Source organism: Halobellus sp. LT62 (genome assembly GCF_037031285.1).
Classification (GTDB): Archaea; Halobacteriota; Halobacteria; order Halobacteriales; family Haloferacaceae; genus Haloquadratum; species Haloquadratum salinisoli.
In genome coordinates this window covers 304058-329088 of sequence record NZ_JAYEZO010000002.1, presented here as the reverse complement: position 1 = coordinate 329088, position 25031 = coordinate 304058, and the positions used below count along the sequence as shown (strand labels likewise).

General features: G+C 66.8%; 24 protein-coding genes. 9 read left to right on the top strand and 15 right to left on the bottom strand.

Annotation, left to right across the window (positions count from 1 at the left end; genetic code table 11):
- Positions 1-19 precede the first annotated feature (19 nt).
- From U5919_RS10950 to U5919_RS10940, 3 genes are all read right to left on the bottom strand, one after another.
- Positions 20-844 carry an MBL fold metallo-hydrolase gene (locus U5919_RS10950; protein WP_336024285.1) on the bottom strand — a complete coding sequence of 275 codons (825 nt, stop codon included), beginning with the start codon at positions 842-844 and terminating at the stop codon, positions 20-22.
- A 183-nt stretch (positions 845-1027) separates the two neighbouring features.
- Positions 1028-1489: a hypothetical protein gene (locus U5919_RS10945; RefSeq protein ID WP_336024283.1), complete on the bottom strand. Its 462-nt coding sequence runs from the start codon at positions 1487-1489 to the stop codon at positions 1028-1030.
- 65 nt (positions 1490-1554) lie between these two features.
- Positions 1555-2928, bottom strand: a complete 1374-nt coding sequence (locus tag U5919_RS10940) for an ATP-binding protein (protein WP_336024281.1) — start codon at positions 2926-2928, stop codon at positions 1555-1557.
- A 135-nt stretch (positions 2929-3063) separates the two neighbouring features.
- Between U5919_RS10940 and U5919_RS10935 the strand changes: the two genes are divergently transcribed.
- Positions 3064-4197 carry a thiolase family protein gene (locus tag U5919_RS10935; protein WP_336024279.1) on the top strand — a complete coding sequence of 378 codons (1134 nt, stop codon included), beginning with the start codon at positions 3064-3066 and terminating at the stop codon, positions 4195-4197.
- A gap of 38 nt (positions 4198-4235) precedes the next feature.
- Here U5919_RS10935 and U5919_RS10930 read toward each other — a convergent pair whose 3' ends face one another.
- The 4 genes from U5919_RS10930 to U5919_RS10915 all read right to left on the bottom strand — a co-directional run bounded on the left by U5919_RS10930 (position 4236) and on the right by U5919_RS10915 (position 9363).
- Positions 4236-6104, bottom strand: coding sequence for a cation:proton antiporter domain-containing protein (locus U5919_RS10930; protein WP_336024277.1), 1869 nt, complete (start codon positions 6102-6104; stop codon positions 4236-4238).
- Between the two features lie 84 nt (positions 6105-6188).
- Positions 6189-8156: an AMP-dependent synthetase/ligase gene (locus tag U5919_RS10925; RefSeq protein WP_336024276.1), complete on the bottom strand. Its 1968-nt coding sequence runs from the start codon at positions 8154-8156 to the stop codon at positions 6189-6191.
- Between the two features lie 128 nt (positions 8157-8284).
- The gene (locus U5919_RS10920) at positions 8285-8620 is read right to left on the bottom strand and encodes an AzlD domain-containing protein (RefSeq protein ID WP_336024275.1); all 336 of its coding nucleotides are present in this window, start codon (positions 8618-8620) and stop codon (positions 8285-8287) included.
- Positions 8620-9363, bottom strand: a complete 744-nt coding sequence (locus tag U5919_RS10915) for an AzlC family ABC transporter permease (protein WP_336024274.1) — start codon at positions 9361-9363, stop codon at positions 8620-8622. The genes U5919_RS10920 and U5919_RS10915 overlap by 1 nt, the downstream gene beginning before the upstream one ends.
- Positions 9364-9648: 285 nt before the next feature.
- On the opposite strand from U5919_RS10915, the gene U5919_RS10910 reads away from it, so the two are divergent.
- Positions 9649-10986, top strand: a complete 1338-nt coding sequence (locus U5919_RS10910; protein ID WP_336024273.1) for an RNB domain-containing ribonuclease — start codon at positions 9649-9651, stop codon at positions 10984-10986.
- Positions 10987-11030: 44 nt separating this feature from the next.
- Here U5919_RS10910 and U5919_RS10905 read toward each other — a convergent pair whose 3' ends face one another.
- A complete protein-coding gene (locus U5919_RS10905; protein WP_336024272.1) occupies positions 11031-11264 on the bottom strand; it encodes a DUF7385 family protein in 234 nt (77 codons plus the stop codon).
- A gap of 32 nt (positions 11265-11296) precedes the next feature.
- Positions 11297-11995: a rhomboid family intramembrane serine protease gene (locus U5919_RS10900; protein ID WP_336024270.1), complete on the bottom strand. Its 699-nt coding sequence runs from the start codon at positions 11993-11995 to the stop codon at positions 11297-11299.
- Positions 11996-12262: 267 nt separating this feature from the next.
- On the opposite strand from U5919_RS10900, the gene U5919_RS10895 reads away from it, so the two are divergent.
- Together U5919_RS10895 and U5919_RS10890 are read left to right on the top strand one after the other, a co-directional pair.
- Positions 12263-13582 (top strand): TIGR00341 family protein, encoded by a 1320-nt coding sequence (locus U5919_RS10895; protein WP_336024268.1) that lies wholly within the window; start codon positions 12263-12265, stop codon positions 13580-13582.
- 120 nt (positions 13583-13702) lie between these two features.
- On the top strand, positions 13703-14440 hold the full coding sequence (locus U5919_RS10890; RefSeq protein ID WP_336024266.1) for an SIMPL domain-containing protein: 738 nt from the start codon (positions 13703-13705) through the stop codon (positions 14438-14440).
- Positions 14441-14491: 51 nt separating this feature from the next.
- Here U5919_RS10890 and U5919_RS10885 read toward each other — a convergent pair whose 3' ends face one another.
- Positions 14492-15466: an NOG1 family protein gene (locus tag U5919_RS10885; RefSeq protein WP_336024264.1), complete on the bottom strand. Its 975-nt coding sequence runs from the start codon at positions 15464-15466 to the stop codon at positions 14492-14494.
- Positions 15467-15579: 113 nt separating this feature from the next.
- Between U5919_RS10885 and U5919_RS10880 the strand changes: the two genes are divergently transcribed.
- Positions 15580-15942 (top strand): DUF5518 domain-containing protein, encoded by a 363-nt coding sequence (locus tag U5919_RS10880; RefSeq protein WP_336024263.1) that lies wholly within the window; start codon positions 15580-15582, stop codon positions 15940-15942.
- 15 nt (positions 15943-15957) lie between these two features.
- Here the strand turns inward: U5919_RS10880 and U5919_RS10875 are convergent, their stop codons facing one another.
- From U5919_RS10875 to serS, 3 genes are all read right to left on the bottom strand, one after another.
- Positions 15958-16506, bottom strand: coding sequence for a DUF367 family protein (locus U5919_RS10875; protein WP_336025568.1), 549 nt, complete (start codon positions 16504-16506; stop codon positions 15958-15960).
- Between the two features lie 117 nt (positions 16507-16623).
- On the bottom strand, positions 16624-16923 hold the full coding sequence (locus tag U5919_RS10870) for a HalOD1 output domain-containing protein (RefSeq protein WP_336024262.1): 300 nt from the start codon (positions 16921-16923) through the stop codon (positions 16624-16626).
- A gap of 145 nt (positions 16924-17068) precedes the next feature.
- The gene (serS, locus tag U5919_RS10865) at positions 17069-18451 is read right to left on the bottom strand and encodes a serine--tRNA ligase (protein WP_336024260.1); all 1383 of its coding nucleotides are present in this window, start codon (positions 18449-18451) and stop codon (positions 17069-17071) included.
- Positions 18452-18595: 144 nt separating this feature from the next.
- Between serS and uppS the strand changes: the two genes are divergently transcribed.
- Entirely contained in the window at positions 18596-19537 is a 942-nt protein-coding gene (gene uppS, locus U5919_RS10860; RefSeq protein WP_336024259.1) for a polyprenyl diphosphate synthase, read from the top strand.
- Positions 19538-19568: 31 nt separating this feature from the next.
- On the opposite strand, the gene U5919_RS10855 is transcribed toward uppS, so the two are convergent.
- Positions 19569-20177 carry an undecaprenyl diphosphate synthase family protein gene (locus tag U5919_RS10855; protein WP_336024258.1) on the bottom strand — a complete coding sequence of 203 codons (609 nt, stop codon included), beginning with the start codon at positions 20175-20177 and terminating at the stop codon, positions 19569-19571.
- Positions 20178-20451: 274 nt separating this feature from the next.
- On the opposite strand from U5919_RS10855, the gene U5919_RS10850 reads away from it, so the two are divergent.
- The 3 genes from U5919_RS10850 (at position 20452) to U5919_RS10840 (ending at position 23019) form a co-directional block, all read left to right on the top strand.
- Complete coding sequence (locus tag U5919_RS10850; protein WP_336024257.1) at positions 20452-21159, top strand: potassium channel family protein; 708 nt, start codon at positions 20452-20454, stop codon at positions 21157-21159.
- A 66-nt stretch (positions 21160-21225) separates the two neighbouring features.
- Positions 21226-22530 carry a DUF92 domain-containing protein gene (locus U5919_RS10845; RefSeq protein ID WP_336024255.1) on the top strand — a complete coding sequence of 435 codons (1305 nt, stop codon included), beginning with the start codon at positions 21226-21228 and terminating at the stop codon, positions 22528-22530.
- A gap of 54 nt (positions 22531-22584) precedes the next feature.
- On the top strand, positions 22585-23019 hold the full coding sequence (locus tag U5919_RS10840) for a GNAT family N-acetyltransferase (RefSeq protein WP_336024253.1): 435 nt from the start codon (positions 22585-22587) through the stop codon (positions 23017-23019).
- 75 nt (positions 23020-23094) lie between these two features.
- On the opposite strand, the gene dnaG is transcribed toward U5919_RS10840, so the two are convergent.
- Positions 23095-24699, bottom strand: coding sequence for a DNA primase DnaG (gene dnaG / locus U5919_RS10835; RefSeq protein WP_336024252.1), 1605 nt, complete (start codon positions 24697-24699; stop codon positions 23095-23097).
- Between the last annotated feature and the right edge of the window lie 332 nt (positions 24700-25031).

Here is a 25031-nt window from a genome sequence, read left to right as displayed (position 1 = left end):
TTCACTCCGTCGCCGGCGCTCACAGCTCGTAGATTTCACCGTCGACCGCCAGCGGCTCCGCGAACGCCTCCTCGGCGGGGTAGAAGTGCGATGTGTGGACGATTCGGGTCTCCGTCGCCGACAGATCGTTCGCCAAGGCCAGCGCGCCCTCGCGGGTCATATGCTTCTGTCCGAACGTCCGCGGGACGCCGTCGGCGTCGAGGTGCTTCCCGCCGCGGGGGTGGTGCTCGCTCAGCGACGCGGGGACGATGCCGTCGGCCAGAAGCAGGTCGGGGTCGTCGAGGACCGCCCGCGACCGCTCGGGAATGCCGTAGCTGGTATCGCCCGACAGCGACAGCTTCGCGCCGGTCTCGGGATCTTCGATCGCGAGCCCGAAGCAGATCAGCGGCGGGTGATCGACCGGCACGAGCGTCACCTCAAGCCCGCAGACCTCGAACGGCTCGAAGGGCGTCTCCGGGTGGACGGTCACGCGATCGAGGTAGTCGTACTTCCGCGAGACCGTTTCGGCGACGCTCTCGCCCGTTTTCGGGTCGGTCTCGTCGGCCGCATAGACGGGAAGGTCGTCGAAGAGCCGGTAGGCGTTGCCGAGGCCGTCGAGGTGGTCGAAGTGAATGTGCGTGACGAGCCCCGCGTCCGGGAGCGGGACCTCGCGGGCGAGAAACTGGTGTCGGAAGTCGGGGCTGAAGTCGACGAGCAGCGACTCGCCGGTGCGCTCGTTCTCGACGTGGACCGAAAAGCGCGTGCGCTCGACGTCGAGCCGACGCGCCTCCGCGCAGGTGTCGCAGTCGCAGCCGACCGTCGGCGTCCCGGTCGTATCGCCCGTCCCGAGCAACGTAACCCGCATCGAAGAGAGTTGCGAGCGAACGGTGATAAGCGTGCCCGAAGCGGACCGGTGTCGAGACTGGAACCGGATGCATCGCCGACGACGGTGCTGCGCGCGGATCGTCCGTGTGAACGTGTACGACGTCGAATCCACCGCCGTCGACTCACTCGGCCGGGATCGCGGTGGGGAGGACCTCCGAGCCGTTCACTCGTCGCCGACGAACGGACTCGTCTCGCTCCGGAGCGATGCGGATCCCCATCGAACCAGAAGGCCCAGAATGAACGCGAGCGTTCCAAGAATGAATGCTTGGACAGCCAGGAACGCCAATCCGTCCGGTCGAACGAAATAGGCGATCCGGTCAGCGAGTGGCCGACGCGAAATCGCGTACAGCGCCCAGTCGGCGTGCCAGCCGAGCAGCGAGGTGTAGGTGACGACCCACCCGAACACCAACCCCGCCCGATGGTAACCGACCCAGCCGGCGGCGATCATCCCGACGACCGCGGCATAGAACGGGATCCAAACGATTCCGCCCGAGACGTCGAACATCCCGAGTGCGTATCCCGCGAACGTCGCGAAAAAGGAACCAACAGCGAGCGCGACGAGGACGTATCGGTGACGAGCCGTTCGGTTCCGACCGAGGAGGACGGTCGTGATCGACGGGACCATATCGGCCGCACTCCTGCCGCGTTGTTAATGATTCGGGAGCGACAACCCGATTCGCTGCCATCGGATCAGTGATCGTGATCGTGCGAGTGATCGTGGTCGTCGCCGTCGCCCGCGACGAGCTGGTCGCCGTCCGACATCATATCCATATTCTTGAGATTGTCGCGCTCCTCGAAGTCCTCGACGGCCTCGACGATGTCCTCTTGGGTGAGCGTCATCCGCTCTTCGGTCAGCGCTTCCAACACAGCCTCCCGAAGCACCATCCGGAGATCTGACCCCGTGAGGCCCTCCGTCAGCTCGGCGACGGCCTCGGGGTCGAAATCGGAGATGTCCATCCGACGAGTGATGATCCGGAGGATATCCGCGCGCATCTGACTGTCCGGTTTGGGGAAGTTGACGATCTCGTCGAAGCGCCGCCACGCCGCCGCGTCGAGCTGATCGGGGTGGTTGGTCGCACCGATCAGGATCACCTCGTCGCGGATCAGGGAGATGTCGTCGATGCTCTTCAAGAGCGTGTTGACCGCGCGCTTCAGCGCCGCGTGCTCGTCGGAGCGACGCGTCTTCGCGACGGAGTCGAACTCATCGATAAAGAGGATACACGGCGAGAGCCGTTTCGCGACCTCGAAGGTCTTCTCGACGTTCTTGGCCGTCTCGCCGAGGTACTGGCTCGTGATCATCGAGAGCTTCACTTCGACGAACGGGAGTCCGAGTTCGTGCGCGAGGGCGCGCGAGACGGTCGTCTTCCCGGTCCCCGGCGGGCCGACGAAGAGGATCTTGCCGATCTCGCGGAGGCCGATGTCCGCGAGGTACTCGCGGTGTTCGATCGCCTGCATCAGCTTGTGGATCTCCCCCTCCTGATCGCCGGTGAGGACGAGGTCCTCGAGCGTCATCTCGATCTCCTCGGGCGCGCGCACCTGCACGAGATCGAGCATCTCGGCGTCCTCCTCCTCGTCGAAGTACTCCTCAAGGAGGCTGTCGATCCAGACGCGGTCGGCCTGAATCGGCCGGGTGTGCTCGCGCGCTTCGGCGTGCGTGACGTCGACGCCCTCGCGCCCCTCGACGGCGGCCGCGATCGTCGGGTTCGTCTCCAGTCGTTCGCGATCGGCGCGGTCGAGGAACCACTCGATCGCCATCTCGGGCTGCGTCAGCGAGATCCGGCCGGAGAACTCCTCGCGCTGGGTGAAGAGCAGATCTGAGACCGTCTCCCACGGGTGTTCGACGCCGGTCGCCTTCCGCGCGACGCTGTCGGTGACGACGAGGGGTCGTTCGATGCCGACGACGTTCGGTCCGTCGTCGTTTTCGTCTTCGTCCTCGTCGTCCGGTTCCGTCCAGAAGACCCGTCGGTACCGCGGCGGCAGATCGTTCTCGTCGAGATCACGGTTGTCGCTGTAGAGGTGCGCCGTGAGGAGAAATTCTACGACTTCGAGAGCCCGGTTACTCATCCCAAACACGTTGCCGTCTCACTCGCATAAGCGCGTCGGAACGTCGCTGGGTCGGCACGGTACGGAATCGAAAACTCCCGGCACGGTTTCTCGCGTTCTACCCCTTTTATGACGACGGCGACGGGAACGAGTAGTATGCCAACGCCAGTCATCGTCGCCGCTCACCGAACCCCGTTCGGAAAGGCGGGCGGCGTGTTCGCGGACGTCCGGAGCGAAGATCTCTCCGTCGCGCTGATCGACCATATTCTCGCGGAGAACAGTATCGAGAGCGACGCCGTCGACGATCTGATGTGGGGCGTCGCCCAGCAGCGCGGCGAGCAGGACAACAACGTCGCCCGCGTGATCGCCCTCCTCTCGGAGTTGGGCGAAGGCGTCCCGGCGACGAGCATCAACCGCTGGTGCGCCTCGTCGATGCAGGCGATCATTTCCGCTTCCGACGCCATCGCCGCGGGCAATCGCGAGTGCGTTATCGCCGGCGGCGTCGAGAGTATGAGCCGCGTGCCGATGGACGGCGACTCATACCAACATCTCCACCCGGAACTCTCCGAGAAGTACAACGTCTTCCAGCTCCAGATGGGAATGACCGCCGAGAAGGTCGCAGAGGAGTACGACGTCTCCCGGGAGGCCCAAGACGAGTACGCGCTTCGGTCCCACCAGCGGGCCGCCGAAGCGACCGAATCGGGTCGCTTCGACGACGAGATCGTTCCGATAGAGACCGAATCGGGTACCGTCACCGAGGACGAAGGGATCCGACCTGACACCTCCCTCGAAGCGCTCGGGGGACTCTCGCCGGCGTTCACCGGTGACGGATCGGTCACCGCGGGCAACTCCTCACAGATGACAGACGGCGCGGCAGCGACCCTCGTCACTTCACGGGCGTTCGCCGAATCGCACGGCCTCGATATCCTCGCGGACGTCGGCACCAACGCCGTCGCGGGCGTCGATCCGACGGTGATGGGGATCGGCCCGGTCCCGGCGACGCGGAATCTGCTGGAGCGCGCCGGCCGCGGCATCGACGACTACGATCTGGTCGAGCTCAACGAGGCGTTCGCGAGCCAGTGCGTCTACGCGCGTCGGGAACTGGGCGTCGACCCCGAGAAGTACAACGTCAACGGCGGCGCGGTCGCGATCGGGCATCCGCTGGGTGCGTCGGGCGCGCGCCTCCCCGTAACGCTGATCCACGAGATGCGAAAGCGCGACGCCGAGCGCGGGCTCGCGACGCTCTGCGTCGGCTTCGGGCAGGGCGCAGCGATCGAATTCTCTCGGTAGGCCGGCTTCGCCTGCTCCGCCCGTAGACGAGCCCGTCGCTACCGGTCGGGGTTGACGAGTTCGATCGCCTCGCGGACCTCCTCGCGACCGCCGATGATCGTGACGCGGTCGCCCCGCTCGATCGTGAACTCCGCGTGCGGGACCCGCGTCTCCCCGTCCCGTTGGACGAGCGCGATCAGGCAGTCCTCCGGGAGCTCGGGACCGATTTCCCGTAACGGGCGGCCGAGCACCGTTTCGGCGGTGACTTCGACCTCTTGGATGTCGCCGGAGTGGCCGATCTCGCCCATCCAGTCCATCATCGAGGGGCGCTCGATGTAGTTGTCCATCGCCTCCGCAGTCGCTCGCGTCGCCGAGATCGTCCGGACACCGAGCTCTTCGAACGCCTCGGCGTTGTCGGGATTGTTCACCCGCGCAAGGACGGTCTCGGGGTCGAACTTCGAGCTGCTCAACTGCGCGACGAGCAGGTTCACGTCGTCGTCGCCGGTCGCGCCGACGACGATCCGAGCCGTTCCAGCACCCGCCGATCGGAGGACCTCCGTGTCGGTCCCGTCGCCGTGGTGGACGGTGAACCCGGCGTTCCGGGCGGTTTCGACGACCGCTTGGTTCTCTTCGATGAGCACTACGTTCTCTCCGCGGTCTTCGAGGCGTTCGGCGAGCGTTCGGCCCACCTTCCCGCCTCCGATGATGAGTACGCGCATGGGGATGATGTCGAGGTATTCGGCTATCTGTCGGGCGAAGCCGCCTTCGACGACGACGGTGACGAGGATGACGAGAAAGACGGTTCCGACGAGGAGGTCCGCCGACGCGGTTCGCCCCGCGTCGCGGAGCCCGATCGCGAAGAGCGTCGCGACCGACGCCGGGATGATGCCCCGCGGCCCGACGAGGCTCATAAACCACTTCTCGCCGGTGGTGAACCGATCGCCGCTCGCGGAGGCGAACACGAGCACCGGGCGGAGGACGAGCGCGACGATACCGGCGACCAGCAGTCCGCGGAGGCCGATCGTCACGAGCACATCGAAGCGAAGCAGCGCCGCGAGCGCGATGAAGACGAACGAGAGGACGACGAGCGTCACGTCGCCTTTGAACGCCGAGATCTCCTCTTCGTACGGGATGTCGGTGTTGCCGAGGAGGACTCCCGCGGTCGCGACGGCCGCCACGCCCGCCTCGGTCGCGATGGTGTCGGCCGCGCCGTAGGCGACGAGCGCCCCTGCGAGAACGAGCAGTCGGGCGTTTCTGGGCGCGTTCCCGGGCGAGAGGTCGACGTACCGGAGCGCATAAACCAGCAGCCCCGCGACGACGCCGCCGACGACGACGCCGACGCCGAGCCGTTCGGCGAACAACGTCAGAAGCGGGAGCGGATCGTCGATTCCGACGTTTATCGCGGTGAAGATGACCACTGCGAGGATCGCCGCCGTCACGTCGTTGACGATGCCCTCCGTCTCCAAGGCGGCCGCCACGCGGTCGCGCGTGGGAACCACGTCGAGGATGGGCGTGACCACCGTCGGCCCGGTGGCCACGAGGAGCGATCCGATGAGAAACGAGATGTCCCACGGCGCGGTGAGGAGGAAGTGAACGGCGACGGCCGTCCCCACGAGCGCGACGGCGGCACCGACCGTGACCAGCTTCAGCGTCGCTTCCGGTGCCTCCCGGAGCTTCTCGGCGCGGAGGTGGAACGCGCCCTCGAAGACGATGATCGCCACCGAGAGACCGACGATTGCGCCCAGCGCGTTCCCGAACGAGTCGGGGCCGACGACGCCGAGCACCTCGGGACCGAGGAGGACGCCGGCGGCGATGAGAAAGACGACGCTGGGGACTTGGAACCGGTCCGCGAGGATCTGCGCGATCACGCCGATCCCGATGATCGCCGCCACGATCGGGAGCAGACTCCCGCCGCCAGCTGCCGCCACTATCGATCCTCCATACCTCTGTTTCGGCGGCTCGATACCGTATAAAGCTACGCCTCGAAGCGGAGCGGACGGCGTCGGCGTCCGCTACTCGTAGAGCATCTCGATCTGATCGGCGTAGCGGTCCAGAATGTTCCGGCGCTTCTTCTTCATCGTCGGCGTCAACGTGTCGTCGGCCTCCGAGAACTCCTCGGAGAGCACGCGGAACTGCTTGATTCGCTCGTAGGGCTCGAACGCCTCGTTGGCGGCGTCGACCTCCCGCTGGATGCGGTCGACGACGCGGTCGTCGCGGGCGATCGCTTCGGGTTCTTCGGGGAGGTCGATCCCCTCGAGTTCGGCCCACTCGCGGATCCCCTCGAAGTTCGGGACGAGAAGCGCGGAGACGAACTTCCTGCCGTCGCCGACGACGAGACACTGCTCTATCACGGGGCTGGCCGCGAAGGCGTCCTCGATCGGCCCGGGCGCGACGTTCTTGCCCGTCGAGAGCACCAAGAGCTGCTTGGCCCGCTCGCGGAACCGGAGATAGTCGTCGGCGTCGCGCTCGACGATGTCGCCGGTGCGGAACCAGCCGTCCTCGGTGAACGCCCTCGCGGTCTCCTCCGGACGGTTCCAGTAGCCCGCGGAGACGTTCGGCCCGCGGACGAGCAGTTCGCCGACCTCGCCGTCCGCGCCGACGTCGTCGCCGACGATCGACTGATCAAGGCGGGCCTCGACGCCGACGAGCGGCGGGCCGATCGTTCCGATCTTCGGCGCTTCCGGCGGGTTGACAGTGACGACCGGCGACGTCTCGGTGAGGCCGTACCCTTCGAGGATCGGCAGCCCCATCGCGTGATACAGGCGGCACAGCTCGGGCGAGAGGCTGCCGCCGCCGCTGATGAGGAAGTCGACCCGGCCGCCGAGCGCCTCGCGGACCTGTTCGAAGACCAGCCGGTCCGCGAGTCGGTGCTTCGCCGAGAGCAGCGGACCCGGATCATCCGTCGACTGGTGGGCGCGTCCGACGTCGACGGCCCACTCGAAGATCCGGCGTTTCATACTCGATTCGGAGGCCTGCGTGCGGATCGCATCGTAGAGCTTCTCGTAGACGCGCGGGACCGACGTCCCCACCGTCGGCCGGACTAACTGGAAGTCCTCCCGGAGCGTGTCGGGGCTCTCTGCGTACGCGACGGTCGCGCCGGCGGCGAACATCAGGTAGTGTCCGGCGAGTCGTTCGAAGACGTGCGCGAGCGGGAGGAACGACAGCGTCGTGGCGTCGGGAGAGATCGTCCCGCCGGTCCGGTCGGGATTGGGACCGAACCGCCGGTAGCACCCATCGACGTTCGACCGTAAGTTCCGGTGGGTCAGTTCGACGCCCTTCGGCTGCCCGGTCGTCCCAGACGTGTAGATGAGCGACGCGAGGTCGTCGACGTCGCGGGCGGCCAGCCACGATTCGACGTCGCCCTCGTCGACGTCACCCTCGCCGAAGGCGGCCGCACCGCGGGCGTAGACCTCGCCGAGCGTGTGGATGTCGTCGCGGTCGCGGACCGCCCCGGCCATCCCGCTCCCGTCGGAGATCTCGTCGACGACGACGACGAACTCCAGATCGAGGTCGTCCTCGACGGCGAGGAGGCGCGAGAGCAGTTCGGCGTTCTCGACGACGACCCCGCTCGCGCCGGGGTCGGAGAGGAGATAGCGGATCTGCGACTCCGAAGAGGAGGTGTAGACGGTCGTGACGACGCCGCCGAGGGTGAGCAGCGCGAAATCGGTCTGAGCCCACTCCATCCGCGTGTCCGAGAGGATACCGACTCGGTCGCCGGGATCGACGCCGAGGTCGTCGAAACCGGCCGCGAGTCGCCGGACGAGATCGCGCATCTCGGTGTACGTCAGGCCGGCGTACTCGCCGTCTGGGGCCGTCGGCACAGCGTCGGCAGCGACGAGCGATCTGTCGTAGATTCCCCCCTTGTACCGCTGGGCGACGCCCTCCGCGTTTCTCGCCGCGCTCTCTTCGAACATCCGGGCCAGCGTCGTCTCGCCGAGGACGTCGTCGTCGTACGCCGCTTCCGCGTCCCGCCAGTTCATAGCTCACCCAGACGCCGACGTGAATTAAAGTTACAGGGGGTGGGGTTTTAGCGTTGTCCGGCGTTCAACCCGGAAACACGCGCCGAGAGGTTACGACGGAGACGTCGCGATCCTACTGCTCACCCGGCTCAAACGCCGAACCGAAGGATCCACAGCGTCGCCATCCCGGCGACGATGGTCGCGAAGACGTCGTCGAGGTACCACGTGACCGCGGCGGCGACGAGGCCGGCGACGAGTCGTTCGTTGCCGACGACCGCGATCGATCCCTCGGGGGCGACGAACGCGGGCACAGTGAGCGCGGCGAACACCGCCGGCGGCACGAATCGGAGCGCGTTCATCGCTCTGTCGGGGACGTTCTCGATTCGGCCGAACAGGTGGATGAACGACCCGCGGATCCCGAACGTGAGGGCACCGAGGGCGACGATCGCCGCCCAGACGCCCAGCGGGCTGTACTCCGCCGCCATCAGTGTCCACCCCCGAGGTCGGACTCCTGCGCCGACGTCGCGAGCCACTCGTCGGCGAGAACACCCGCGAGGACGCCCGCGAGCCCACCGATGACGAGTCCGAGATCTAAGGGGACCGCGAACACGTCGCCGGCGACCGCGACGCTCCCACCGACGACGGCGGCGATCGCCTTCGGTCTCGTGGTGATCACGGGAATGAGGAGACTGAGAAAGACCAGCGGCACGGCGAAGGCGAGCCCCCACGAGTCGGGGACGCGCGCGCCGACGGCGATTCCGAGGATCGTACAGCACTGCCAGACGATCCACAGAGACACCCCCACGGCGAGGTAGTAGTGACGTCGCTCGCGCGGATCCAACTCGGCCTCCGCGTCGGTGTAGCGCGCGATCGAGAGCGCGTAGGCCTGATCGGTGAGCACGTACGCGCAGATCGATTTCCACGCCGAGCGCAGCACGCGGAAGTGCGGGGCGATCGACGCGGAGTACATCAGCATTCGGAGGTTGATCACGACGCCCGTGAGGACGACGACCAGCAGTTCCGCGTTACTGCCGAAGAGGTCGATCGCGGCCAACTGCGACGCGCCCGCGAAGACGACGACCGACAGCCCGACAGCTTGCAGCGGCGTCAAGCCGGCGTCGACCGCGGCCGCGCCCGCGACGAGTCCGAACGGCGCGATGCCGATCAACAGCGGGGCCACGTCGCGGACGCCACGCCGGATTTCAGCGGGGAGGCGAAAGCGAGACACGGAACCGGGTTTGGCGCGGGGGGAATAAACCGGTACGGTTTGCGATCGGAGAGGCCGGGAGTGTCGGGACGCGACAACCGGATTCGGAGACGCGATGGCGTTTTCGTACGGGACTCGGTGGTGGCCGTGTATCGGCGGCCGATGGCCGACGAAGTGCCGACCGGGGGGGACCGGAACGCGGGGGCTTCCGAGGTGTTCGCGATCTCCGTTGCATATGTGGATCACACACGAGAGCTGTAGTATCGGTGCGACACGACTAACTACCTCACACAAGTACAAGCCGATATGTCGAACGACGCGCAGTCACAGGCCGGGACGGCCGAGGGGCAGGGCCCCGTCGAGATCTCTATCGACGTCGCCCGGCAGTTAGAAGAAAAGCGCGAGGAGCTCTTCGAGGAGTTCGGGATCCGCGATGAGTTCCCGCCGGCGGTCCGCTCGGAGGCGAAATCGCGGACCGAAGACATCCAAACGGAGATCGAAGACGAACTGGAACACCGACAGGATCTCCGTGACCTCACGACATGGACGACCGACCCGATCGACGCACAGGACTTCGACGACGCGATCAGCATCCGCGAGAACGAGGAGACGTACACGCTGTGGGTTCACATCGCCGACGTCACCCACTACGTCCACCCCGACTCCGAGATGTGGGCCGAGGCCGTCGAGCGCGGGAACACCGTCTATCTGCCGGGGTACACGATCCATATGCTCCCGCCGGTGCTCGCCGAGACCGTCTGCTCGCTCGTGCCGCAGGAGGACCGACTGGCGCACACGGTGGAAATGGAGATCAAGAAGGACACGCTGTCGTTCGAGACCGTCGACATCTACAAGTCGGTCATCCACTCGAACGAGCGGCTGACGTACACGCAGTGTGAGAACCGCCTCGACGATCCCGACGCGCCGCTGCACGATGAGAACGCCCTCGTCTACGAGCTCGCCGACCAGCTCCACGAGCAGCGCAAGGAGGACGGGTCGCTGGTGTTGAACCCGAGTCGCGACCGCGCACACACGATCATCGAGGAGTGTATGCTGAAGGCCAACAAGGCCGTCACGCACGAGCTGATGTGGAACCGCGGCGTCGAGGCGATGTACCGCGTGCACCCCCAGCCGACGCCTGACCAGTGGGACGAGGCGCTTCGGGAGATCACCGAACTCGACGGCGTGAACATCTCCGGGGCGTCGTGGGACGATCCCCGGAAGGCCGTCAACGACGCGCTCGAAAACTCCGATTCGCGGGCGCTCAACAAGATCCAGCGCGCCGTGCTGAAGGTGATGCCTCGCGCGAAGTATATGAACGACCCCTTCGGCGGCCATTACGCGCTGAACTTCGACATCTACGGGCACTTCACCTCTCCCATCCGACGACTCTCGGATCTCATCAACCACTGGATCGTCCACGAGAACGACGTCCCCGAAGACCTGATCGAACTCTGCGACCGCGCCTCCGAGCGCCAGAAGGACGGCGAGACCGCCGAGCGGCTCTACAAGCAGTTCTTAGAGGAGGTTCACCTCGATCCGCACGCGGTCAACAACCGCGGCGTCGTCACCGTCGACGACGACGAGAACGTCGTCAACGAGAAGGGGCTCCCGCCGGAGCGGATCGACCTGCGCGAGGACTGAGACCTGCGCCGACGCGCTCGCCCGTCGGCTCGCACGCGGCTACTCTAGTGCTTGTGCGTGAAGAGGAGTATCTCGTCCTCGTGGGTCGTCACGCACAGATCGAGCAGCATACTGAGTTCGAGGCTGTTGTACTCGTCCTCGCAGATGACCAAGTCGTCGAACGGGTCACCGCACGCGGGACAGGCGATGCTCACGGTGTTCCGATACGTCGTCACCCCGCCCGCCGACTCGTGCGGCGTCAGCGACGAGGTGAGTTCGTCGTACTCGCTGTCCTCCATCGTCCCCACGAAGGGGGTGATCAGTGATAATTCTACTCCTCAGATGGATCCGCTCGCGACGGACAAACGCGCTCGCCAACCGGCGAGACGAGCGCGGTGGCGACGCCGACGAGGAGTCCCGCCGCGTGGCCGACGTTGATCCCCGCCGGGGTGTGAAACGCCAGCGCGACGATGCTCTCGACGGCCACGAGCGCCACCGCGCAGACGCCGAACAGGACGGCGAGCAGCTCGAGGTCCATCACCCGGCCGTGGCGCGGCAGGTGGACGAGCGCGAACCCCGCGGCCGCGAAGACGACGCCGCTGATGCCGTAGACGGCCACGTAAGAGCCGCTCGCGAACACGGCGCTCCACCCGACGAGTGCGAGGATCGATCCCACCGCTGCGAGGACGACCATCGCGGCGAATCGGCGTCTCGAAAGGTGGGCCTCCGTGATTCGACCGAACACGAACAGCGTGAGGACGTTGGGAACGACGTGCGTCAACCCGCCGTGCAAAAGGGGAGCCACCGTCCACGCGAGCCACGGCGCACGGACGTAAACGTAATTTGTCGTCTCGAACACCGAGGAAACGCCCCACAGCGTGGTCTGAGCCGCCTGAATCGCGTAGACGCCGCAAACGACGATCGTGAGCAGATCCGTGATCGGCGCGGCGAGCGCTCGGTGCTGAGACACCAGCGGCCGCACGCCCCGCTCGAACGGCGTCAACACGTTCGCCGCCGTGACTCGCCGCATCGTCCGGTACTCCGCCGCGGATCGGTATGAGTGCTTGGGCGAGGCCGCCGAGAGTTTATAACCGAAGACGCGGGCAGTGCCCCCGTGACGTAGGTTCGACCCCGCGCCGGATAGCGGTTGTCCGGCACGTCGGCGCGGGAAACAGGCGACGCGCGGGGAGCGTCGTCGACGCGGGTGTCGGCTGTTCGCCACTACGACCGGACAGTACCCGAAAACGAGGCGAGGACGACCCGCCGGATTCATACTCCGCCGCGGAGAGTGACAGACGTGCGACTCGTACAGGTGAAGGTGCCGTCCGGGAAGCGAGAGGCGGTGCTGGACGTCCTCGACGACGAGGGCGTCGATTACGCGGTAACCGACGAGAGCAGCGGCCGCAACGACGACGCCGTCGTCACGTTTCCGCTCCCGATCGCCGCGGTCGAACCGATACTGGACGAGCTCCGCGGTGTCGGCATCGAGCGCGACTCCTACACTGTGGTCGTTCAGGCGGAGACCGTCGTCTCCGAGCAGTTCGAGGCGCTGGAGGAACGCTACGAGGTCGAAGAGGAGGAGACGGGCAACGGCGACCGGATCGCCCGCGAGGAACTCGTCGCGCGCGCCGACGAGATGGCACCGACGGTTCGTCCGTACGTGCTGATGACCGCCGTGAGCGCCATCGTCGCCACCGCCGGGCTCCTCCTCGATTCGCCCGCCGTCGTCGTCGGATCGATGGTTATCGCGCCACTCATCGGACCCGCGATGGCAGCGAGCGTCGGGACCGTTGTCGACGACAGCGAGATGGCGCTCCGCGGCGTCAAGCTGCAAGCACTCGGGGCGGTACTGGCGGTCGGAGCGGCCGCGCTGTTCGCGATCCTCGTCCGGGTTACGAACGTCGTCCCGCTCACCGCCGAAGAGGTGTTCGCGATCGGCGAGGTCAGAGAACGGCTCGCACCCGACGTGCTCTCGCTGGTCATCGCGCTCGGTGCCGGTGCCGCGGGGGCCGTCTCGCTCGCCTCCGGCGTCTCTTCCGCGCTCGTCGGCGTGATGATCGCCGCGGCGCTCGTCCCGCCGACGGCCGTCGTCGGCATCGGTATCGCGTGGGGCGAACCGCAGTCGGTGATCGGATCGGCCGTCCTCGTGCTCGTGAACATCCTCGCGATCAACCTCGTCGCGCTCGTCGTCCTCTGGCGGATGGGCTATCGGCCGAAGCTCTGGTTCCGCGAGGACGAGGCCCGCTCGGCGACGATCAAGCGCATCGCCGCGCTCGCGGTGGTCTTGCTCCTCCTCACCAGCCTGCTCGGTGCCTTCACGTACAGCTCCTACCGCACCGCCGACTTCGAGAGCGACACCACTGCCGCGATCGAATCGGAGCTTCCGCCGGAAGCGACGCTCCTGAACCTCGACGTGACGTACGAGGGGTTCCCCCTACAGACGCCGCGGACGGTCGTCGTGACCGTCGGGTACCCCCCGTCAGCGTCGCCGCCACCGGTCGCCGAGCGGATCCGTGATCGGGTCAGCGCACTCGCCCCGGAGCCGTTGGGGCCGTTCGATGAGACGGACGTCGACGTCGAAATCAGGTACGTCGCCGTCGAGCGCGCGAACGGGTGATTCCACGGCTCAGTGTGCGCTCCGCGCGGTTGCAACGAGGAAAGTTACTGCCGCGAGGAAACGCAAAGAGTCACTTGTGTCAAGCGTGCGTTGAATACCGATGCCGACGAACAGGAGGGTATGAACCGTCGACTTGGTCTCGCAACGGTCGCAATCGCAACGCTCGTCCTCCTCGCCGGGTGCAGCGCGCCCTTACAGACGACTGCCGGAGGGGAAATACCGACAGACGACGTCCGAACGATCTCCACCAGCGGGAGCGGCGAAGTGTCCGCCGACGCCGATCTGGCCGTCGTGACCGTGGCCGTCACCGCCCGCGCTGACACCGCAAACGCCGCCCGCGAAGACGTCGCCGCGAGCGCCGCGACGATGCGCGAGGCACTCCGTGAAGCCGGAGTCGACGACGACGCGGTGACGACCGAGAGCTACCGGATCCGACCGATCGCAGAGCCCAGATCCGACAGTGATCGGGAGATCACCGGCTACGAAGCGGTCCACACCTACCGCATCGAGACGACTCCCGACGAGGCCGGGAGCGTCGTCGACACGGCAATCGAAAACGGCGCGAGCGAGGTGTACGGCGTGAGCTTCACGCTCAGCGACGACCAGCGCGAAGAGCTCCGCGAGGAGGCGCTCCAGCGCGCGATGGACGCCGCGCGAACCGACGCCGACTCCATCGCCGCGGCCGCCGACCTGACCGTCACGGGCGTCCAGTCCGCCTCCACCGGCGGCGGCTACTCGCCGGTTTACGAGACGCGCGCGACCGCCGCCGACAGCGGCGGCGTCCCGACCGAGTTCGACGCCGGATCGGTGACGGTCTCAGCGACGGTCGACGTCACCTACAGGGCGGCTGAGCAGTAACCCCAAGACTGAGCAGTAACCCAGATAGCGGCGAAAACAGGCGAAGCGCCGTCACTCCTGCCGCGACGGCGGAATATCGGGTTCCCACCCGACGGCTTCGACCGCCGCGTCGAGCACGTCGTCGACGCCGTCGCCGGTCTCGACGCTCATATGCAGGTCGGCCTCGACGTCGCGCGAGCGGTCGCTCTTGTTGTTGACGGTGAGCACCGGGACGTCGCGCTCGCGGAACCGCGCCTCGACGGCGTCGCGCAGTTCCAGTTGCGCCGAAAGCGGGTAGCCGCACGCCTCGCTGGCGTCGAGGACGAACACGACGGCGTCGGCGAGGTGTTCGATCGCGCTGACGGCCTGCCGCTCGATGTCGTTGCGCTCTTCTTCCGGACGGTCGAGTAACCCCGGCGTGTCGATGATCTGATAGCGCACGCGATCGCGCTCGAAGTGACCAACGTGGACGCCCTTCGTCGTGAACGGGTACCGCGCAATCTCGTTTTTCGCGCGGGTGACGCCGTTGACGAAGGAGGATTTCCCGACGTTCGGGTAGCCGGCGACGACGATGGCCGGCTCGTCGGGTCGGATGTCCGGAAGGACCTTCAACGCGTCGCGGGCCTCGCCGATGCGTTCGAGGTCGTCGGCGACGTCCTCGACGAGGTCGGCCATCCGGGCGAACGCCTGCTTCCGGTGCTTTCGGGCGGTTTCGGGATCGGTCTTGCGAACCTTCGGCTGGTACTCCCGACGGAGCTCGTCGATCTGTCGACTCGTCCACGTTACCCGCGAGAGGCTCTGTCTGAGTTCGTCGACGTCGACGATGGCGTCGGCGAGTTCGTAGTAGAACGGGTCGACCGTCCCGAAGTCGGGCCACTGCGTCACGACGTTCTCGAGGTTGTCCGAGAGGATCGAGGAAGCCGTCTGGAGCATCGACTGCTGGGCCTCCAGCCCGGACTTCGCACGACCCGTGCGGGCCGCCCGCGAGAACGCCTTATCGATAAGTTCCTCCGACCGGGGCGTCGTCGGAAGAGACTCGAAAATCATATTGAGGCCTCTACTCGGCCGAACCGTAAAAGCGCGTCCGTTCGGTCCCCGTGTGCGGTGAGTTCTCCCGGCCGTCCGCGGGGGTTTTGCCCGTTCGGATTCTCTCTCCGGGTATGAACACGAACTGGCGGGCCGTCGGGATCGGCTTCCTCGTAATGGTGATCGTCGGCGCGTTCGGGCTCTGGCTCCCGATCGTCGGGCAGGTCGGCGCGGGGCTCATCGGCGGCGTCGTCGCCGGCTACATCGCCGGCGGCGTCGGCAACGGCGCGTGGAACGGGCTGGTGGCCGGATCGGTGTCTGGGATCGTGGTGTCGATCCTCGCCGCGCTGCTCGGCGGCCTGCTCGGGCTCGCTGGCGGGCCGCTGGGCGGGGTTCTCGGCGGTGCCGGCGTGTTCCTCGTCGGGGTCGTGATCACGGTCCTGTTCGCGCTCGACAGCGCGATCGGCGGGGCGATCGGCGGCTTCTTCAACCGGTAGCGGCGGCCGGGACAATCAACTGTCCGCGCCCCGATCGAGGTACTCCTGCTGTATGGCGACGACCGCCGACGAGTCCGCGCAGTCGGCGTACCGACGCAGCGGTTCGTCGTTCAGTTCGAGGAACGTGTGCCCCCACGTGAATTTCGAGAGAATTTTTTCGGCCCGCTCGCGACGGCCGAAGATCGCGAGCGCCGCCGCCAACGCCTCGACGGTCGTCAACTGCATCGGCCGGCCGAAATTCACCGGGTTGGCCGCGACGAGATAAGGCAGCGCCCGGTGCTCGCCGGGGAGTGAAAACCGCGCCTCGCCGGCCGATTCCCACGAGCAATCGAGCGCGACGAGTCGGTCGTAGGTCGCATCGGCGGGCGAGAGCGCCTGTTCGGCGTGTGGGTTGAGAACGACGCCGTAGGGAGTCGCCCGGTCCGAACGGTGCAACTCGACGAGGTCGAAGCGGGCGAGTTTGCGCGCCGTGCACTTCTCGGGGTCGTCGTCGCCCTCATAGCGCACGTGGAGCGACGGATCGACAGCGACGCTGTCGGCGGCCGAGGCGTCCGTGAGTCCCAAAGCGTCGTCAGCGGCTGATCCGGAATCGTCGACGTCCACACCCGCGAAACGTGGCCCGGAGAGAAAAGCGGTTCGTCGTGGTGAGGAAGGTCGGTTCGTCGTGACGACACCGCCGTATCACTTCGGCGACAGAGAGTCGTCTCGGACAGCGACAGTACCGTCGGCCCTGACGCGGATCGTCCGCTCTCCGATCGCGAAGACCACGCTGGCGTCGTCGCCGTCGACGGAGCGGAGAAAGCGCTCCGCGGGTTCCGTGTCGACGACCGAGTAAAGCGGCGGGTCCTCACAGCACCGTTCCTCGTCGAGTGCGGTCACGATCGTCGCGTCGAGTTCCGTCTGTCCGTCGAAGTCGTGGTGTGCAATGATTTGCCACGCTCCCGCCCCGTTCGGTCTTTCGTCCGGCGTTCGGTCGATCACGACTCGTTGTATCCGTCAGGAGCCCAAGAAACGGGTCGACAGTGCGCTCCTGATTCAACCCGATTAAGCCGAATCTCGGGGTTTAATGGGTCATTACGCGTCCGAAACGGGGAGTCACCGAACGGATAGGTGCGTTCTGCGGGCGTCAGTCCCGCTTGCCGGCACCGACCGCGGATTCGCCGATGGGATCGTGGCCCTCGATGACTTCGAGACCGCCCATATACGGACGGAGCGCCTCGGGGACCGTCACCGTCCCGTCGTCGTTCTGGTAGTATTCGAGAATCGCGACCATCACGCGCGGAATCGCGAGCCCCGAGCCGTTCAGGGTGTGGAGGTACTCCGCGGACTCGTGGCGCTCGGGTCGGAAGCGGAGGCCGGCGCGCCGCGCCTGGAAGTCGCCGAAGTTCGAGACCGAGGAGACTTCGAGCCAGCGACCGCCCTCGTCGGGCCCGTCGTCCATCTCGTCGCCCGGAGCCCAGACCTCGATGTCGTACTTCTTGCGCTGGGTGAAGCCGAGGTCGCCCGTGCACATTTCGAGGATGCGGTAGGGGAGTTCGAGGCGTCGGAGCACCTCCTCGGCCTCGTCGACGAGGCCCTCGAAGCGCTCCTCGCTCTCCGACGGCCGGACGAAGTTCACCATCTCGACTTTGTTGAACTGGTGGACCCGGACGATTCCGCGGGTCTCGGTGCCGTGCTCTCCCGCCTCCCGACGGAAGTTCGGCGTGTACGCCTGCAGCTTCAGCGGCAGGTCCTCGTCCAGCAGGATCTCGTCGCGGTACATGTTCGTCACCGGCACCTCCGCGGTCGGACAGAGCCACAGGTCGTCGTCGTCCCACGGTTCCTCGTTCGCGCCGCCGATCCGGTAGGCGTCCTCGGTGAACTTCGGGAACTGTCCGGTCCCGGTCATCGAGCGGGAGTTGACCGGAATCGGCGGGAAGACGTCGACGTAACTCTGCTCGCGGTGGATGTCCAGCATAAACTGGATCAGCGCGTGTTCGAGGCGCGCGCCGTCGCCCTTCGTGAAGTAGAATCCGCCGCCGGTCACCTTCGCGCCGCGCTGGAAGTCGAGGATTTCGAGGTCCTCGCCGAGGTCGTAGTGCGGGACGATCTCCTCGGGGAGCGTTCGGAGGTCGTCGAACCCCTCGCGGCGGCGCTCGACGTTCTCGTCTTCGTCCTCGCCGATCGGCACGTCGTCGTCGGGGATCTGCGGGATTTCGAGCAGCGACGCTTCGAGTTCTGCCTCGAGCTCCTCGGCGCGGGCCTCGACGTCGTCGAGTTCGGCTTTGAGCTCTTGGGAGCGCTCGATGGCCTCCTCGGCGGCCTCGTCGTCACCGGCGGCTTTCAGGTCGCCGATCTTCGAGGAGATCTCGTTGCGCTCGTGCCGCAGGTCGTCGCCGCGCTGTTTGAGCTCGCGCCACTCCTCGTCGACGGCGAGGACGCGGTCGAGATCGACGTCCTCGACGCCTTTGTGTTCCAGGGCCGCGCGAACCACGTCGGGGTTCTCGCGGAGGAACTGTCTCCCGATCATACGAACCGATTCCTCGGGATGCGGCAAAACCGTGTCGCATCCGCGCGTGCGGTGACGACCGGAATCCGGTACGTGCGGTCGCGACCGGAGCCCGGAGGGGTCACAACGAAAAGACACATACCCGAGGGCGGAGTGCGAGTAGATATGATGCGGTGGCTCCATCGACGCGTTTCCGACGCCTACGAGCGGATGCTCCGCCGACAGCTCGACACCGCGCCGACCCACGTGGCGATCATTCAGGACGGGAACCGGCGATACGCCCGCGAACACGGCGACGACGCCCCCGAGGGCCACCGCGAGGGCGCGAAGACGACCGAGCGGGTGCTGGAGTGGTGCGACGACCTCGGCGTCGAAGAGCTCACCCTGTATGCCTTCTCGACGGAGAACTTCGATCGTCCCGAGGAGGAACTGGAGCCGCTCTTCGACCTGCTGGAGTCGAAGCTCTACGAGTTCGCCGACGCCGACCGGGTCCACGAGAACGGCGTGCGGATCGGCGCGATCGGCGACGTCGAGCGGCTCCCCGAGCGGGTCCGCGACGCCGTCGACTACGCCGAGTCGCGGACGGCCGAGTACGACTCACTCCGACTGAACATCGCGCTGGCGTACGGTGGTCGATCGGAACTGTTGGGCGCGGCCAGAGCCGTCGCTCGCGACGTCGCTGACGGTGATATCGATGCCGAGAGCGTCGACGTCGACGTCGTCGAGGACCGCCTCTCCGAGCACACGACCCGAGACGTCGATCTCATCATCCGCACCGGCGGCGACGAGCGGACCTCGAACTTCCTCCCGTGGCACGCCAACGGCAACGAGGCGGCGGTCTACTTCTGTGCGCCGTACTGGCCGGAGTTCTCGAAGGCCGACTTCCTCCGCGGCCTCCGGACCTACGAGTCCCGCGAGCAGTCGTGGCAGCACTCCCGCACCGAGCGCGCCGTCGCGCTCCTCCGCGCGGTGGCCGAGACAGAGCTCGCCGACGCGCGGACGGTCGCGGGACGGCTCCGAACGAAGCTTCCCTCCGCGGGCGCTCGCGAGGTCGCGGCCGAGTTGGAACGCCAGCGCGGCGCAGAAACCGGCGAGCGCGCGGATTGAGCGGCCGCGGGGCGACGCCTGCCCCGGGGCGTCACCGACCGAACCGACGCTGTCGGTTCTGATAGTCGAGGACCGCGCGGAGGTAGTCGCGCTTGCGGAAGTCCCGCCAGTTGACGTCGGTGAAGTACAGTTCGGAGTAGACCGACTGCCAGATAAGGAAATCAGAGAGCCGCTCGGCACCCGTCTTGATCAACAGATCGGGCTCGTCGTCGAACACCAGCCGCTCTTCGACCTCGTCGGCGTCGACGTCCTCGGGCGCGAGTTCGCCCGATTCGACGGACTCGGCGATCCGTCGCACGGCGGCAGCGAACTCCCGCTTGCCCCCCAGACCGATGTTGATGCGGATCGGCGCGTCGGCGCGCTCGGTGTCGCCCGGTTCGCGGACGGCGACGGGGCGCGGGGCGTCGATCGCTCGCAACTCCCGCGAGAGCGTCGGGATCACGGCCTCGTCGAGCACGCTCACCGAGACGGTGACGCGCGTCGCGCCGTACTCGAACGCCCAGCCCAGAAACGTCGAGAGCGTCTCGTATGCGCCCTGTTCGAGGAGGTCGCGCTCGGTGATGACGACGGCCACGTGCGCGGGCGCGTCGGCGTCGTGAAGCCGGTGCCGGAGGGCGAGATAGCGGTCGTACAGTCCCACGCGAGGGCGTGCGTCCCGCTGGGCTATATGCCTCCGGGTTCGGTTGCGCGTCGACCCGTCCGATGCGACGCTCTTTCGTGTTCGTTCGTGTCATAGAAAGCGCTATTATATCCCTTCAATGAACTAATAGTGGAAATAAGAACACGATGTCGGATAAATTCAGAGTATCAGTGTGCGTTACAGAAACCACCATCCGAGAGTCGAGCGGGGCTCGGTGGGAACGGTGACCCCACAGCCGGGGCAGTCGCTCCGGGCGATCCTCGGACGACCGTTGATGCGGCGGCTCCTACGGCCGGTTGCGGCGTTTCTCGCCGTGGTCACGCTCGGCGTCATCGGGTTCAGTTCGCTGGGCGGTGTCGGCGTGGTCGACGCGCTGTTCTGGCTCCTCGATCCGACGAGCATCGAGTTGCACTTCCAAGCGCACGGCGGCCCGGAGACGCTGACGAAAGGCTACGCCGTCGTCGTGTTATCGGGACTCATCGTCGTCGGTCTCTGGATCGGAGAGACCGTGTTTTCGGCGGCTTTCGGCGGACGGATTCAATCGGAGTTACGAGAGATGCAGATCGAACGCGACATCGACCAGTTGCACGGGCATATCATCATCTGTGGATACGGGACGTTCGGAAAGACGGTGGGAAGGGCCTTGCAGACCCACGATCTCGAGGTGGTCGTGATCGAGCGGGCGGACGCGGAGTTCCAGCGCGCGCTCGACGACGATCTGCTGGCGATTCAGGGCGACGCGCGCCGTGAGGAGGTGCTTCGGGAAGCCGGTGTCAAACGGGCGGCCACCGTCGTCGGCGCGATCGACGACTCGAACGCGAACATCCAGATCGCGATGGCCGCGAGTCAGATCGCCCCGACTGTCAGAGAGATCGTTCGCGTCGGCGACGAGATGTACGAGGCGCTCGCGCGACGCGCCGGGGCCGACGAGGTGATCATTCCCGAGGTCGCGAGCGCAGAGCAGGTGACAGAAACGCTCTGAGACGGCCGCGGAATCGGGGGACGCGATGTCGGGAGGGTTAAGTGCGCGTCGGCGGTATCCGGGGGTGTGCAACCGACGCTCCGGCGGGCGAGCGGATTCGCCCTGGTGGGGACCCTCGCACTCGCGGCCCCGGTGCTCGGGCGGGCGGCGTTCGCTCCGTTCGCCGTGATCGCCGCCGTCGCGGCGTTCGGCGTGACGGACGGGCCGCTGTTCGAGCTCTTCGCCCGACCGGCCGACAGACGCGAGGGGCGGCTGAACGGGCTCACCGGATTCGCGCTCGCGGCCGCCGGACTCGCGCTGTTGGCGACCGAAATCGGCCTCCCCGTTTCGCTGTTCGTCGCCGCGGTGGTGGTTCTCGCGTACGGGAACCTCGGCAAGCGCCTCGTCGCCGAGTCGACGGACAACCCGTTCCTCGGCGCGACGGGGTTCATCGTCGCGGGAAGCGTCGCGGGGGTCGGGGGACAGGCGGCAGTGGCCGCACTGTCGCAGTCGCCGATTCTCGCCCCTCGGTTCGTCTTTCTCGCCGTTGCGGGCACGCTCGTCGCCGCGCTCTTCCGGGAGATGCTCTTCGAGCGCGACGACCCGCTCGTGATGCTCTCGACCGGGCTCTTGCTGTGGCTGTTCGACGCGCTCGCGGTCTCGGTCGGAACGGTCGACGTAGCCGCCGCGCTCGCCGTCACTGTCGGCCTCGGATACGTCTCGTACGCGCTCGGGGCGGCCTCGGTCGCCGGAATGCTCTCGGGCGTCCTCCTCGGACTCCTCGTGATCGTCTTCGGCGGGATCGGCTGGTTCGCCGTCCTGATCAGCTTCTTCGGCGTCGGCTCGCTCTCGACGAAGTACAAGTACGACGAGAAGAAACGCCGCGGCATCGCAGAAGAGAACGAGGGAGCGAGGGGGACCGGAAACGTCCTCGGCAACGCGGCCGTCGCCGTACTCTGCGTGATCTGCTTCGCCGCGAGTCGGTCGGTCCCGATCGACGGGGTGATCTTCCAGTACGCCTTCGCCGGATCGATGGCGGCCGCCCTGAGCGACACGCTCTCCTCGGAGCTCGGCGGCCTTTACGACAATCCCCGACTCATCACGACGCTGGAACCCGTCTCGCCGGGCACCGACGGCGGCGTCACGTGGCAGGGAGAGCTATTCGGCTTTCTCGGTGCGGCCGTCGTCGCCGTCGTCGCACTGGCTCTCCTCCCGGGGGTCTCGTCGTTCGGCGCGACCGTCATCGCCGTCGGTGGCTTCCTCGGAATGACCGCCGACAGCGTCCTCGGAGCGACGATCGAAGGCCCCGCGTTCGGCAACGAGGCCGTCAACTTCGCGGCGACGCTCGTCGGTGCGGTCGTCAGCGCCGTCACCGCCCTCGCGCTCCTGTGAATCGTTCGCAGCCACCCGCATTCACGTCCGCTCGCTAACCACGTCCCGTCCCTTATGATCCGTCCCGCGCATTCGGCCGATCTCGACGCCCTCACCGAGCTTCAGTCGTATCTCGCCGCGCCCGCGCCGGAGCTGCTCGCGTCGGTGCCGGCGCTCGGGACCTGTCTGGTTTCCGTCGCCGGCGGCGGACGGACAGACCGACCGGTCGGCTATGTGCTCGTCATCGGCGACGCACACATCGCGGAGGTGGCGATCCACCCGGCGTATCGCCGGGAGGGGCGCGCCCGGGCCTTACTCCGAGCGGTGATTGCGGATCGGGAGCCGGGGGCGCGGCTGACCCTGACGGTCGCCGTGGACAACGACGCCGCGCGGTCGCTGTACGAATCGGTAGGGTTCGAGGAGATCGGTCGGCAATCGGGGTTCTACGAGATTGAAGGAGGGGAACGCGCGGTCGACGCAGTAGTGTACGCGTACGACGTCCCCGAGTAGCCAACCGCCGTTCGAAAAACGGTTCCAGCGTCCGAAAGCCGTTCCAACGTCCGAAAATCCGTCGCCGACGCCCGATCAGTTCGCGACGGATTGCGCCAGCTGATCCGCCGTCAGGAGTCGCACACCGACCGGCTTCTTGACGAACTCGCCGGTCGATCGCGCGACCGCGTGTTCGACTCCCCGCTGAGACGCGACGTCAAGGAGCCGCTGAGTGAACTCCCCGTCGACGACCGCCGCGTACGGCGCGGGGTCGGCGTCGGCGAGCGTCTCGAAGGCGTCTTCGGCAGACGCCTCTTCGACCGTCGAGAGCTCCTCGTCGAGCAGACGGATCGTCCCGGTGTTCCCGTCGATGACCTCGCGGACGTGATCTCTGAGCGAGCGCGGCGAGGGAGTTTCGGCGTCCGTCGCGTCATTACTGGGTTCGGGCTTCGCCTCGGCGTCCGTTCCGGCCTCACCGCCCTCCGCGCCGTCCGCGGAGTCGTCGGTCGCATCGCTCAGTCCGGTCGAGGCATCGGTCTCGTCGTCGCCGGAAGACGCCTCAGCAGACGTCGTTTCGACGCCGTTGGCGACGGGGTCTCCGCGGTCTCCGGCGGTGTCGTTCGTCGAGAGCGCGAAGGCATCGCGACCGCCGGACCGCTCCTCGCCGGTGGGCGAATCGATGGGCTCGTCGAGAGCGTCCTCGGGAGCGGCGTCTACGTGCTCTTCCGGTCGGCCGCGGGTCGTCGGCTCCGTCGGTTCGGATGGGGTCGCCGAATCAGTCGTCGGCGACCCCCGCGGAGGGTCCGGCCGCTCACCCTCCGTCGATCGCTCGCCCTCAGCCGGTCGTTCGCCCTCGGTCGTTTCGGCGTCCTCGTCGACCGTGGGAGCGTGCTCTGCGGACTCGTAGGCGTCGATCGAAACCTTATCGCGGAGCGCCGCGAACACCTCGTGGCGCTTGAGGTCCTCGACGGAGCGTCCCTCCGGCGCGAACGCGACGTAGTCGACGTCGCCCACCTGCCGCAGTTCGCGGAGGATGAGCTCGCCGCCGCGGTCGCCGTCGAAGAAGGCGGTCGTCGTCCGCTCTTGGGTGAGGTTCGCGACCGTTTCGGGGACGTTAGTCCCCTCCACGGCGATGGCGTTCTTGATCCCGTAGCTCAGGAGCGTCAGGACGTCGGCGCGGCCCTCGACGACGACGACCGCGTCGGAGTCGGCGACGTTGGGGCCCGCCGGGAGCCCCTCGTACTCGCTGATGTCCTCGATGCGAACGCTCTCTTTGACCTCATCTAAAATTTCGGTCGAGGAGATCACGCTCTCGTCGAAGGAGTCCGAGAGCAGTTCCTTCGCGCGCTCGACGACCTCGCGGCGCTTGGCCTCGCGGACGTCCTCGATGTCGGTTACCTCGACGGTGGCCCGGCAGGGACCGACGCGCGTGATCGTTTCGAGGGAGGCGGCGAGGATCGCGGTCTTGACCCGATCGAGACTGCTCGCGATGGTGACCGTCCCGAAGGACTGGCCGTTCTGCGAGTCGATTTCGACGTCGATTCGCCCGACTTTCGACGACTGCTGGAGGTCGCGCAGGTCCAAGTCGTCGCCGAGGAGTCCCTCGGTCTGGCCGAAGATGGCCCCGACGACGTCGGACCGCTCGACGATGCCGTCGGCGGTGATCGCTGCGTGTATGAGGTATTTTTCGGTGTCTTCCATTGGTGAATACCCCCGGAGGGGCGGGATGATGGTGATATGCGCGTCATGGGAAACCCGATGACATCCGTATAGATGGGTCGCTCGCGGCAAATAGCTATCGTACCCGGGATATCACAGCGCACGCCGATCAGAGCGATTTTTTCCCGGACGGCGATGGTGTCGAGCCGGTTCACAACTGCGACGCGTCTCACACGGCCGACGCCGACGGCAGCACGGTCGGATACGGCGATTCGAGACCGTTGTTAATCAACAGAATCTACCACCCCTGACTTTTGTAGAAATAATTTCTTCGTATCTCTATTTCGAAGTTATAAGAGTAATTTTTACATACT

Bases quoted from the DNA above. Each gene is read 5' to 3' on its own strand.
- U5919_RS10950 (WP_336024285.1), bottom strand. From the start codon at position 844: ATGCGGGTTACGTTGCTCGGGACGGGCGATACGACCGGGACGCCGACG.
- U5919_RS10945 (WP_336024283.1), bottom strand. From the start codon at position 1,489: ATGGTCCCGTCGATCACGACCGTCCTCCTCGGTCGGAACCGAACGGCT.
- U5919_RS10940 (WP_336024281.1), bottom strand. From the start codon at position 2,928: ATGAGTAACCGGGCTCTCGAAGTCGTAGAATTTCTCCTCACGGCGCAC.
- U5919_RS10935 (WP_336024279.1), top strand. From the start codon at position 3,064: ATGCCAACGCCAGTCATCGTCGCCGCTCACCGAACCCCGTTCGGAAAG.
- U5919_RS10925 (WP_336024276.1), bottom strand. From the start codon at position 8,156: ATGAACTGGCGGGACGCGGAAGCGGCGTACGACGACGACGTCCTCGGC.
- U5919_RS10920 (WP_336024275.1), bottom strand. From the start codon at position 8,620: ATGGCGGCGGAGTACAGCCCGCTGGGCGTCTGGGCGGCGATCGTCGCC.
- U5919_RS10910 (WP_336024273.1), top strand. From the start codon at position 9,649: ATGTCGAACGACGCGCAGTCACAGGCCGGGACGGCCGAGGGGCAGGGC.
- U5919_RS10905 (WP_336024272.1), bottom strand. From the start codon at position 11,264: ATGGAGGACAGCGAGTACGACGAACTCACCTCGTCGCTGACGCCGCAC.
- U5919_RS10900 (WP_336024270.1), bottom strand. From the start codon at position 11,995: ATGCGGCGAGTCACGGCGGCGAACGTGTTGACGCCGTTCGAGCGGGGC.
- U5919_RS10890 (WP_336024266.1), top strand. From the start codon at position 13,703: ATGAACCGTCGACTTGGTCTCGCAACGGTCGCAATCGCAACGCTCGTC.
- U5919_RS10885 (WP_336024264.1), bottom strand. From the start codon at position 15,466: ATGATTTTCGAGTCTCTTCCGACGACGCCCCGGTCGGAGGAACTTATC.
- U5919_RS10880 (WP_336024263.1), top strand. From the start codon at position 15,580: ATGAACACGAACTGGCGGGCCGTCGGGATCGGCTTCCTCGTAATGGTG.
- serS (WP_336024260.1), bottom strand. From the start codon at position 18,451: ATGATCGGGAGACAGTTCCTCCGCGAGAACCCCGACGTGGTTCGCGCG.
- uppS (WP_336024259.1), top strand. From the start codon at position 18,596: ATGATGCGGTGGCTCCATCGACGCGTTTCCGACGCCTACGAGCGGATG.
- U5919_RS10850 (WP_336024257.1), top strand. From the start codon at position 20,452: ATGCGGCGGCTCCTACGGCCGGTTGCGGCGTTTCTCGCCGTGGTCACG.
- U5919_RS10840 (WP_336024253.1), top strand. From the start codon at position 22,585: ATGATCCGTCCCGCGCATTCGGCCGATCTCGACGCCCTCACCGAGCTT.
- dnaG (WP_336024252.1), bottom strand. From the start codon at position 24,699: ATGGAAGACACCGAAAAATACCTCATACACGCAGCGATCACCGCCGAC.